This is a genomic window from Streptomyces sp. NPDC048420, from assembly GCF_040651535.1.
GTDB lineage: Bacteria > Actinomycetota > Actinomycetes > Streptomycetales > Streptomycetaceae > Streptomyces.
On the sequence record NZ_JBEZKG010000003.1, the window covers coordinates 242,990 to 253,588 of the forward strand.

General features: G+C 70.7%; 10 protein-coding genes. 8 read left to right on the top strand and 2 right to left on the bottom strand.

What is annotated here, in order from left to right; translation table 11 throughout:
- Positions 1–3: 3 nt before the first annotated feature.
- From AB0D34_RS06150 to AB0D34_RS06160, 3 genes are read left to right on the top strand one after another with little or no spacing between them, the layout of a single operon-like run.
- Positions 4–426 (top strand): roadblock/LC7 domain-containing protein, encoded by a 423-nt coding sequence (locus AB0D34_RS06150; protein ID WP_030313681.1) that lies wholly within the window; start codon positions 4–6, stop codon positions 424–426.
- Position 427: 1 nt separating this feature from the next.
- Complete coding sequence (locus tag AB0D34_RS06155) at positions 428–790, top strand: DUF742 domain-containing protein (protein ID WP_362657193.1); 363 nt, start codon at positions 428–430, stop codon at positions 788–790.
- Positions 777–1,373 carry an ATP/GTP-binding protein gene (locus AB0D34_RS06160; protein WP_362657196.1) on the top strand — a complete coding sequence of 199 codons (597 nt, stop codon included), beginning with the start codon at positions 777–779 and terminating at the stop codon, positions 1,371–1,373. The genes AB0D34_RS06155 and AB0D34_RS06160 overlap by 14 nt, the downstream gene beginning before the upstream one ends.
- A gap of 3 nt (positions 1,374–1,376) precedes the next feature.
- Here AB0D34_RS06160 and AB0D34_RS06165 read toward each other — a convergent pair whose 3' ends face one another.
- Entirely contained in the window at positions 1,377–2,885 is a 1,509-nt protein-coding gene (locus tag AB0D34_RS06165) for a M81 family metallopeptidase (protein ID WP_362657199.1), read from the bottom strand.
- Positions 2,886–2,974: 89 nt separating this feature from the next.
- Positions 2,975–4,168 carry an ROK family transcriptional regulator gene (locus AB0D34_RS06170; protein ID WP_362657201.1) on the bottom strand — a complete coding sequence of 398 codons (1,194 nt, stop codon included), beginning with the start codon at positions 4,166–4,168 and terminating at the stop codon, positions 2,975–2,977.
- 180 nt (positions 4,169–4,348) lie between these two features.
- Between AB0D34_RS06170 and AB0D34_RS06175 the strand changes: the two genes are divergently transcribed.
- The 5 genes from AB0D34_RS06175 to AB0D34_RS06195 are packed head-to-tail and all read left to right on the top strand — an operon-like array spanning position 4,349 to position 10,446.
- Positions 4,349–6,094: a peptide ABC transporter substrate-binding protein gene (locus AB0D34_RS06175; RefSeq protein ID WP_362657204.1), complete on the top strand. Its 1,746-nt coding sequence runs from the start codon at positions 4,349–4,351 to the stop codon at positions 6,092–6,094.
- Positions 6,094–7,053, top strand: coding sequence for an ABC transporter permease (locus tag AB0D34_RS06180; protein WP_362657825.1), 960 nt, complete (start codon positions 6,094–6,096; stop codon positions 7,051–7,053). The genes AB0D34_RS06175 and AB0D34_RS06180 overlap by 1 nt, the downstream gene beginning before the upstream one ends.
- 8 nt (positions 7,054–7,061) lie before the next feature.
- The gene (locus AB0D34_RS06185; protein ID WP_362657828.1) at positions 7,062–7,934 is read left to right on the top strand and encodes an ABC transporter permease; all 873 of its coding nucleotides are present in this window, start codon (positions 7,062–7,064) and stop codon (positions 7,932–7,934) included.
- Entirely contained in the window at positions 7,931–9,550 is a 1,620-nt protein-coding gene (locus AB0D34_RS06190) for an ABC transporter ATP-binding protein (protein WP_362657207.1), read from the top strand. The genes AB0D34_RS06185 and AB0D34_RS06190 overlap by 4 nt, the downstream gene beginning before the upstream one ends.
- A complete protein-coding gene (locus AB0D34_RS06195; protein ID WP_362657210.1) occupies positions 9,547–10,446 on the top strand; it encodes an ROK family protein in 900 nt (299 codons plus the stop codon). The genes AB0D34_RS06190 and AB0D34_RS06195 overlap by 4 nt, the downstream gene beginning before the upstream one ends.
- Positions 10,447–10,599 lie beyond the last annotated feature (153 nt).

A 10,599-nucleotide genomic window follows, 5' to 3' on the forward strand; every position in this document is an offset into this window, starting at 1 on the left:
GCCATGACACGCCCCACCCCCGCCACGCACACCCAGCTGGACCAGCTGCTCACCGGACTCGTGGAGCGGGTCGCCGACGTGACGCAGGCTGTCGTGCTCTCCGAGGACGGACTGGTCGTCAGCAAGTCCACCGGGTTCTTGCGCGACGACGCCGAGCGGCTGGCGGCGACCGCGTCCGGTCTGATGAGCCTGAGCAAGGGCGTCAGCATGGACTTCCGCGGCGGCCCGGTGCGCCAGGCACTCATCGAGATGGCCAACAGCTTCCTGATCCTCACGTCGGCCGGGCCCGGCGCCCACCTCGTCGTTCTCACCGGGCCGAACGCCGACGTCGGCGTCGTGGCGTACCAGATGAACATGCTGGTCAAGAAGATCGGCGAGCACCTGAGCGCGGCGCCGCGGGCCGGCATCGGCCCCACCGGCGGATGAGGTGACCGACAGCGACGCGGCGGCGGGACGGCTGGTGCGGCCGTTCGCCCTGACCGGCGGACGGACCCGGCCCAGCCGCGCCGACTTCACCCTCATCACCACGGTGACCGCGGTGGACCCGCCGCCGGAGCGGGCTCCCCGGCCGCAGCCGGAGCAGACCCGCATCCTGCGAAGGTGCGCCCGCCCGGTGGCCGTCGCGGAGCTGGCCGCGCTGCTCGACCTCCCGGTCAGTGTGGTCGTGATCATGCTCTGCGATCTGCTGGAGGTGGGCCTGATCACCGCGCATCCGCCGCGCCCCGTCTCGCCCCGCACCCCGGACCTGGACCTGTTGCAGAAAGTGAGGAAAGGCCTTGGCCGGCTCTGACACGCTCGCCACCGGGACTGCCGGGACTCCCGCCGCGCCCGACACCGTCAAGATCCTGATCGCCGGCGGCTTCGGCGTCGGCAAGACCACCATGGTCGGGTCGGTCAGCGAGATCGCCCCGCTGCGTACGGAGGAACCCCTCACCGTCGCGGGCCTCGGTGTCGACGACCTCGCCGGGATCGAGCAGAAGCGGGCCACCACCGTGGCCATGGACTTCGGCCGGATCACCATCAGCGACGAACTGGTGCTCTATCTCTTCGGCACCCCGGGCCAGCAGCGGTTCTGGTTCATGTGGAACGACCTCGCCGTCGGCGCCCTGGGCGCGGTCGTCCTCATCGACGTCCGCCGCCCGGAGTCGAGCTTCGCCGCGGTGGACTTCTTCGAACGCCGGCGCATCCCCTTCGTCATCGCGGTGAACGGCTTCGACGGCCGACACCCCTACCCCGCCGAGGACATCAGGCAGTCCCTCGCCCTGCCGGAGGACGTCCCGGTGGTGCTGTGCGACGCACGGCGACGCGAGTCCTCCCGGGACGTACTGATCGCCCTCCTGGACCTGCTGATCGCCTCCGCTGTGGACGACTGACCCTCACTCGTCGGGCCCGGTCAACTCCTCGTCCGAGGAAGGGATCACGCGGGCCCTGAGGTCCGGGTCGGGCATCTCTCGGTCGAAGGGGAACATCGGGCGGCGGATGCGGTGGTGCCCGAGGCGCGGCAGGTCCTGGTCGACACCGCCTGGGGTCAGGGCCATCTTCCAGTCGGCGGCCATCGCGAACAGCTCGGGCTCCAGATACCCGATCTTGACGAGGACGACGTCCGCCTTCCGCGGCTCCAACTCCAGGTCGGTGAAGTCGTGTTCATGGTGGTACGGCTTCCTGAGCCGGGTCAGGACCACGTACACGCTCCCCACCCGCAGCACCACCTCGGTCACCGCGTGCTGGTCGCCGTGGCGGATCGCGTGGACCACCCCGGTCAGGGTGAGCGGTCCCGCGTGCCGGTCGTCGACCTCGGCGCCCGCGGTGACGGTGACCGTGGCACCGACACCCGCCGCCACGGCAGTGTCGACAGCGGCCGGGCCCGGGACCGAGGCGTAGATGACCGTCGGACCGGTCGGATCCTTGAACTCCGGGCGGGCCAGGACCCGTTGGAGCCCCCACGTGACGTCACCCGCGCCGCCCGCGGTCGGGTTGTCGCCGGTGTCGCTGATGAAGTACGGGCGCTGCTCTGACGCCAGCGCCGCGTCCAGGCACTCCTCCAGGGTGCCGGTCGGGGCGACGAAGGCGAAGTCGTGGCGGGCCTTCCAGAAGCCGCGGGCGAGCCGCTCGGCGCCGGACGTCACCGCGTCCGCGGAAGGGCCCGTGACGACGACCGCGGCCCGGTTGCGGGGTTCGTCCGCCCACGCGTAGCCGACCCAGATCGCCGCGTCGGTGACACCCTCGGTCGCCTCGACGTCGTCCACGGCGGCGTAGACGCTCTTCGCCGGTTCGATCCGGGTGGAGGTCTGCTCGCCGGCCAGGAGGACGGGGACCGGGATCCACGCCTTCACCGGACGGGGGGCGCCGCTCGTGAGGTGGTCCACGAGGTTGCGGGCGGCCCGTTGCTTGGTCTCCATGGCGTCCTCGTGCGGGGCCATGCGGTAGCAGGTGATCAGGTCGGTGCGGTGGACGAGTTCGCGGGAGACGTTGCCGTGCAGGTCCATGGAGGCGGAGATGAGCGTGTCGGGGCCAGTGATCTCCCTGATGCGGTGCAGGAGTTCGGCTTCGGCGTCGTCCAGGCCCTCTACCGTCATCGCGCCGTGGATGTCGTACCAGAGGCCGTCTATCGGGCCCAACTGGCGTAGTCGGTCGAGGAGTTCGTCGGTCAGGTCGGTGTAGGCCCTCGCTGTGACCGTGCCTCCGGGGAGTGCCTTGCCCACGAGGGTGCCTCTCCAGTCGGCGGCCTCGCGCAAAGGCTCTCCGGGGGCGAGGAAGGGATAGCGGGTGAGGACGTCGTCTCCGCGTTGGGGGTGGAAGGCGGGGGCTTCGGTGCGGGCCGGGGAGAAGGTGGAGGATTCGATACCGAGGCCGGCGATGGCAATTACAGGGCGCGAAGAGGACACGGGTTCTCCAGGTCGTGTGTTGTCTGCGGGTTCGTCGTGGCTGGTCGCGCCCACGCGGCGGAGCCGCAAATGGACACAGCCCCGCGCCCCTAAAAACTTCCAGTGACCGTCTGCATTGCCTGCGCCAGTGCCCGTTGCAGCGCGAACTGGCCCGCGCCCGCCAAACCCGCGTCCGCCCCCAGTGACGTCCGCTCGATCACCAGGTGCTGTGTCACCAGGGGATGGCAGCCCTCGTACAGCTGGCTTCTGACCGCCGCGACGAACGGCTCCAGCGTGGAGAGGATGCCGCCCAGGTACACCGCGTCCGGGTTGAAGAAGTTGACGTTGGCCGCCAGGACCTGGCCGAGGTAGCGGCCGGCCTGGCGGACCGCGCGGGTCGCCTCGGGGTCGGCGTCGGTGGCGAGGCGGACGACGTCCTCGGTGGTCGTCACCCTGAGGCCCCGTTCCCGCAGGATGCGGACGAGGGCCGCGCCCGAGGCGACCGTCTCCAGGCAGCCCGTGTTGCCGCAGGAGCACGGGGTGTCCTGCGCGGCCTCGACGCGGACGTGGGTGATCTCCCCCGCCCCGCCGGTCGCGCCGCGGTAGAGGCGTCCGTCCGCGATGACGCCCGCGCCGATCCCGGAGCCCACCTTCACCATGATCGACTGACGGTGCTCGACGGGCCGGACGCTGTGCTCGCCGACGGCCATGCAGTTGGCGTCGTTCTCGACGGCCACCGGGACGGTGAAGCGTTCCTCGAACCAGTCCCGTACGGGGAACCGGTTCCAGCCCGGCATGCGCGCGGGCAGGGTCACCAGGCCGGGCTCGACGTCGACCGGGCCCGGCAGGCACAGGCCCACGCCCCGCAGCCGGTCCCGGCCGTACCGGTCGATCAGTGACTGGAGGGTCTCGGCGAGGCCGGGCAGGGCGGCCTCGGGGCCCTCCGCCGTGGCGAACGGCACCGTCGACACGTCGGTGAGGCCGCCGCCGGGGTGGACGACCCCCACATGCGCGTGCTTTCCGCCCAGGTCGGCCGCGACCGCGTACCCGTCGCTGCCGCCGAGCCGCAGCACCTTGCGGGGCCGTCCGCCGGTGGAGGACCGGGTGCCCTCCTCGGCGACCAGTCCGTGGGTCAGCAGCTGGCCGACCGCGAAGGACACCGTCGAGGGCGCGGCCCCGAGCAGCGCGGCGAGTTCCGTACGGGTCGAGGCCTGCCCGGAGGCGAGGAGTTCGAGGATCCCCTCGGCGAGCGAGGAGAAGCCCGTGCCGTTTCTCCGATGGGGCGGGGCACTTTTTTCAAGCATGGACGAAGTTACTCCCGAATTCGGCGGCCGGGGCGTTGAGCGTAAGCCTCCAAAACCCCTCTGCGCTTTTTTCAGAACAGCAGAAACAGGCTTTTTACGGCGGCACGCCTATTTCTTCCAACAGAGGGGGCGTTCACTGGCTCCACCCCCGCTTCCACCTCCCTGGTCCCTGGAGCAACCATGTCCGCTGCCCGCACGAGACTCCTCGCCGGTGCCGCCGCCCTCAGCGCGGGCACCCTGCTGCTCACCGCCTGCTCCGGGTCGAGCGGCACGTCGGCGTCCTCGCACGACGTCATCAACTACGCGCTGCCCGCGAACTTCACCCCGAACTGGATCCTGCCGATCGGCACCGCGGCCCACCTGAACACCAACAACATCTCGATCGCTAACACGCTGTGGGAACCACTCATCGCCTACGACGGCTCGACCGGCAAGATCGGCTGGAACAAGGCCGGTTCGGTGGCCACGGACGCCGAGTTCGCCGCCGACAACAAGAGCGCGACGATCACCCTGGGCGACCGGCACTGGAGCGACGGGAAGCCGATCACCTCGGCGGACGTGAAGTTCTGGTTCGACCTCATCAAGGCGAACAAGTCCGAGTGGGCGGGCTACAACCCGGGCAAGGCACCCGACAACTGGACGTCCTTCAAGACGGTCGACGACCGCCACTTCACGATCACCTTCGACAAGGCCTACAACCCGCAGTGGATGCTCGCCAACGAGCTCGACTCCATCACCCCGCTGCCCCAGCACGCCTGGGCCGGGGGCCGGGACGCCAAGCAGGCGTGGACCTATCTCAACAACGCGGCCAAGAACATCTCCAGGTACGCGAGCGACCCGCTGTGGAAGACCATCAGCGGCCCCTACGCCGTCAAGTCCTTCTCCACCGCCGGCAAGGTGGTGCTGACCGCCAACAAGAAGTACGACGGCGGTGAGAAGGCGAACATCCCCACGGTGAACCTGCTCCCCTTCACCACCTCCGACGCCGAGAAGAACGCCCTGCGTTCCGGCGGTGTCGACTACGGCTACATCGACGCGACCGACCTCGACCAGAAGGACAGCTTCACCGCCCAGGGCTACAAGGTGGAGCCGTGGTCGGGCTGGGCGATCACCTACATGCCGTACAACTTCAACAACCCGGCCATGGGCGCCGTGTTCAAGCAGCTCTACGCCCGTCAGGCCATCCAGCACTCCATCGACCAGACGAGTCTCGCGAAGGTCGTCCTCAACGGGACGGCGGTGCCCGGGTACGGGCCGATCCCACAGGGGCAGGCCTCGGACTTCCTGTCACCGGTGCAGAAGGACAACCCGTACCCGTTCTCGAACGAGACCGCCAAGTCCCTGCTGACCAGCCATGGTTGGACCGAGCAGGGCGGGATCATGACCTGCTCGGAGCCCGCGAAGTGCGGCGCGGGGGTCGCCAAGGGCACGAAGTTCGAGATGCAGGTGCTGTCGCAGTCCGGCTCCGCGGTCACCGACAACATGATGAGCGCGATCCAGTCCTCGCTCGCGAAGACCGGCATCAAGTTCTCCATCAAGACCGCGCCGGTCAACTCGGTGCTGTCGCAGACCCCGCAGTGCACCTCGGGCCAGTCGATCTGCAAGTGGCAGCTGAGCTTCTTCGGCACGGCGGGCAGCTGGTACTTCAACGCCTTCCCCACCGGTGACTCGCTGTTCCAGACCGGCGGCGGCTCCAACTTCGGCAACTACTCCAACCCGGACGTCGACAAGCTCATCTCCGCGTCCACGACGTCGAGTTCGAACCAGGCCATCCAGGACTACAGCGCGGCCCTCGCCAAGGACCTGCCGGTGATCTGGCTGCCGGAGCCCGTCTACCAGATCTCCGTCGTCAAGAACGGACTCGGCGGCTTCTCGCAGGACTCGCTGGCCAACTTCCACCCGGCGCAGTGGAAGTGGACGAACTAGTGGACACGGTCGTCTACCTCGTCCGTCGGCTCCTTCAGGCCCTCGCCGTGATCCTGATCGTGACGGTCGTGGTCTTCTGCCTGCTGCACGCGCTGCCCGGGGGTCCCGCACGCGGGATCCTCGGCCCGCAGGCGACCGCCGGGCAGATCGCCGCGTTCAACCACGAGCAGGGGCTCGATCGGTCCCTGCCCGTGCAGTACGTCTACTACCTGAGGGAGTTGGCGCAGGGTGATCTCGGGACCTCGTACACGCTGAACGAGGCGGTGTCGCGGCTGATCGAGCAACGGCTGCCGAAGACACTGGTGTTGACCGTGCTGTCGGCGGTGGTGGGGCTGCTGCTCGCCGTGCCGCTGGGGATGTGGCAGGCGGTGCGGCGGAACAAGCCGACGGACTACGTCATCACCACGCTGAGCTTCGTCGCGTACTCGACGCCGGTCTACTTTCTCGGGCTGCTGTTGATTCTGCTGTTCACACAGGTGCTGAGGTGGTTTCCCTCGCAGGCGCCCCAAGGGGACACGCTGGCGCAGGTGTTCGCGGATCCGGCGGGGCTGGTGCTGCCGGTGGTGACGGGGGCCGCGTCCATGGTCGCCGTGTTCAGTCGGTACATGCGGGGGGCGACGCTGGAGAACCTGTCCGAGGACTACGTGCGGACCGCTCGGGCGGGTGGGGCGTCTCAGTACGCGGTGCTGTTCCGCCACGTTTTCCGGAACTCGCTGACTCCGGTGGTGGCGATGCTCGGGTACTACGTGCCGGTGCTGTTCGGTGGGGCGCTGGTGGTGGAGCAGTTGTTCAACTATCCGGGGATGGGGTTGCTGTTCTGGTCGGCGGCTCAGTCGTCTGACTATCCGGTGCTGCTCGGGTGTGTGCTGGTGATCTCGGTGGCGACTGTGGTGGGGACGTTGCTTGCGGATGTGGTGCAGCGGGTTGTGGATCCTCGGGTGAAGGAGGGGCGGGCGTGAGCGGTCGTATGGAAACTGTCCGCCGGTGGGGGCTTGTCGCGCAGTTCCCCGCGCCCCTAAAAGCGCGCTTCGCGCGCAATCGGCTTGCAGTCGCCGGACTCGTAGTCGTCATCCTCTTTCTCGCCTTCTGCTTCATCGGGCCCCTCCTCTACGCCACCGACCAGACCCACACCGACCTCACTCAGGTCAACCTCTCGCCCAGCGGCGCCCATTGGCTGGGTACCGACGCCGTCGGGCACGATCAGCTCGGGCGGCTCATGTACGGCGGGCAGGTGTCTCTGCTCGTCGGGCTGGCGGCCGGGGTGCTGGCCACCGTGATCGGGACGCTGTGGGGGGCCGTGGCCGGGTATGCCGGCGGGTGGGTCGATGCCGTGATGATGCGGGTCGTGGACGCGGGGATCGCCATTCCCGCGCTGTTCATCCTGCTCGTCGTGTCCGCCATCACCAGCCCCGGGACGCTCGGGTTGATCGTCGTGCTCGGGCTGGTGTCGTGGCTCGTGCCGTCACGGCTGGTGCGGGCCGAGACGCTCACGCTCAAGAACCGGGACTACGTGCTGACCCTGCGGGCCACCGGGGGAACGCACGAGCGGGCCATCCGGCGGCACATCCTGCCCAACTCGGTGTCGACGATCGTCGTCGCGGCCACCTTCCAGGTCGCCGACGCGATCCTGCTCATCGCCTATGTGTCGTATCTGGGCCTCGGTGTGCAGCCGCCGAAGACCGACTGGGGCGGCATGCTGTCGTCCGGGCTGACGGCCGCGTACTCGGGGCGCTGGTGGCTGATCGTGCCGCCGGGCCTCGCGATCATCCTCGTCGTGTGCGCGTTCAACGCGATCGGCGACGGGCTGCGGGACGCCTTCGACGTGAGGGGACGGGCGTGAACATCCTGACCATCGAGGACCTGGGAGTCACCTTCACCACGGAGACGGGGGACGTGCCCGCCGTACGTGGGGTGTCACTGGAGGTCCGCCCTGGTGAAACGCTCGCGCTGGTCGGCGAGTCGGGGTCCGGGAAGTCGACGGTGGCGCTCGCCGCGATGGGGTTGCTGCCGGGCAGTGCGCGGCTCTCCGGGCGGGTGGCCGTCGACGGCACGGAGGTCGTCGGGGCCTCGGAGGCCTCGCTCAGGGGGCTGCGGGGCCGTACCGCCTCCATGGTCTTCCAGGAGCCGGCCACCGCCCTCGATCCGCTGACCCGGGTCGGCGCCCAGATCGCGGAGGTCGTACGGAACCACCGGGACGTCTCCCGGTCGGAGGCCGCCCGTGAGGCGGTCGAACTCCTGCGGCGGGTCGGCATTCCCGAGCCGGAGCGGCGGGCGGCGGCCTTCCCCTTCCAGTTGTCGGGCGGGCAGCGGCAGCGGGTCGTCATCGCCATGGCGATCGCCAACTCGCCGGGGCTGCTGATCGCGGACGAGCCGACCACCGCGCTCGACGTGACCGTGCAGGCCGAGATCCTCGATCTGCTGCGGCGGCTCGCGGCCGACTCCGGCACGGGCGTGCTGCTGGTCACGCACAACATGGGGGTGGTCGCGGACTTCGCGGACCGGGTCGCCGTGATGCTGCGGGGCGAGGTCGTGGAGACGGGACCGGTGGAGGAGGTACTGCTGCGGCCACGGCATGCGTATACGCGGGATCTGCTGGCGGCGGTGCCGCGGCTGAGGTTCAGCGGCGAGGACGGCGTGGCCGCGGAGGAGGCGCCTGTGGTGCAACTCCGGGACGTGTCCGTGCGGTTCGGGCGGGTCCGGGCTCTCGACGGGGTCTCTCTCGACGTCCGCCCGGGTGAAACCGTCGGGCTGGTGGGCGAGTCCGGGTCGGGCAAGTCCACGGCGGCCAGGGTGGCGCTCGGGCTGGTCCCGCCGGCCGCCGGCTCGGTGTCGCTGTTCGGCAGCGACCTGGGCCGGGTCCGGGGGCGGAAGCGCCGGGCGCTGCTCGCCGGGGTGGGTGTGGTGCTCCAGGACCCGGTGGCCTCGCTGGACGCGCGGATGAGCGTGGCGGAGTGCGTGGCCGAACCGCTCAGGGTGCATCGCCGGGGCATGTCGGGGGCCGCGCGCCGGGACCGGGTGGCCGAGGTGCTCGAACTCGTGCGGCTGCCACGTGAGTTGGCGGCGCGCGGACCTCGTGAGCTGTCCGGTGGTCAGCGGCAGCGGGTGAGTCTCGCGCGGGCTTTGGTCCTCGAACCCCGGCTGCTGGTGGCCGACGAGCCGACGAGCGCGCTGGACGTGAGCGTGCAGCGGACCGTGCTTGAGGTGATCGCCGAGTTGCAGCGGGAGTTGGGGTTCGCCTGTCTGCTCGTCTCCCACGACCTGGCCGTCGTGCAGGAGTTCGCGCAGCGGGTCGTCGTGATGCGGGACGGGCGCGTCGAGGAGCAGGGGCCGACCATGGCCACGCTGCTGCGCCCGGAGACCGAGTACACCCGCCGGCTACTCGCAGCCGTACCGGTGCCGGATCCGGTGGTGCAGCGGCGGCGGCGTGCCGAGCAGCGGACGGGGGTCATCGCGTGAAGGCGGTCGCCGGCGTCGACATCGGCGGTACGACCATCCAAGTGACCCTGTGCGCGGCGGACCTGACCGTCGTCGACCGGCTGGAGGTGGCCACCCCGGCGGCGGCCGGCGGGGCCGCGATGGTCGGCGCCGCGCTGGACGCCGTACGGCTGCTGCTGGACCGTACGGGAGCGCGGCTGCTCGGGGTCGGAATCGGGGCGGCGGGTGTGGTGGACGCACGGGAGGGACGGATCCTGGTCGCCAGTGACTCCTTCCGGGACTGGGCCGGGTTCCCGGTGACGGCGGCGTTCGAGGCGGCGCTGGGGGTGCCGGCGTTCCTGGACAACGACGTCAACGCGTTTGTGCGCGGCGAGGCGACAGCCGGTGCGGTCGCGGGCGAGCCACACGTGCTCGGGATGACCCTCGGGACGGGGGTCGGCGGCGCGCTGTGGCTGGACGGGGCGCTGTACGACGGGCCGCACGGCGCCGCGGGCGAGATCGGGCACGTCCCCGGCTTCGGCGACCTGCCCTGCACCTGCGGCGGCCGCGGCCATCTGGAGACGCTGGCGTCGGGACGGTCGATCGCGGCGCGGTACGGGGAGCGGACGGGGCGGACGGTGAGCGCCCGTGAGGTGGCTCAGGCCCGCGACCCGGACGCGCTGGCCGTGTACGAGGAGGCGGGTGCCTCGGTCGCCCGCGCGCTGCTCGTCACGGCGGGGCTGCTCGACGTCACCAGCGTGGTGATCGGCGGAGGCGTCAGCCGCTCGTGGCACCTGCTGGCACCGGCCGTCCACCGTGCCCTGAGCGCCGAACCGCCGGTCAGCGGGCACCCGGTACGGGTGGTGCCCGCACTGCTCGGCGGGGACGCGGTGGCGGTGGGGGCGGCGGCGCGGGTGCGGGCGGAGGTGGGGGCGTGACCTGCGACTTCGCCTACGCGGACCGGCTGAGGTGCGAGTGCGTCCGCACGCCCTCGTCGCGGTGGCCCGCCCCGTCCTCGGGCACCCCGCCGTGGGGGGGGGGGGGCGGGGGGCCCCGGGGGGGGGGGGGCGCCGCCGGGCGCGGGGCCGCCC

Excerpts from the sequence above, each read along its gene's own strand:
- AB0D34_RS06170 (WP_362657201.1), bottom strand. The coding sequence starts at position 4,168 with ATGCTTGAAAAAAGTGCCCCGCCCCATCGGAGAAACGGCACGGGCTTC.
- AB0D34_RS06175 (WP_362657204.1), top strand. The coding sequence starts at position 4,349 with ATGTCCGCTGCCCGCACGAGACTCCTCGCCGGTGCCGCCGCCCTCAGC.
- AB0D34_RS06150 (WP_030313681.1), top strand. The coding sequence starts at position 4 with ATGACACGCCCCACCCCCGCCACGCACACCCAGCTGGACCAGCTGCTC.
- AB0D34_RS06185 (WP_362657828.1), top strand. The coding sequence starts at position 7,062 with ATGGAAACTGTCCGCCGGTGGGGGCTTGTCGCGCAGTTCCCCGCGCCC.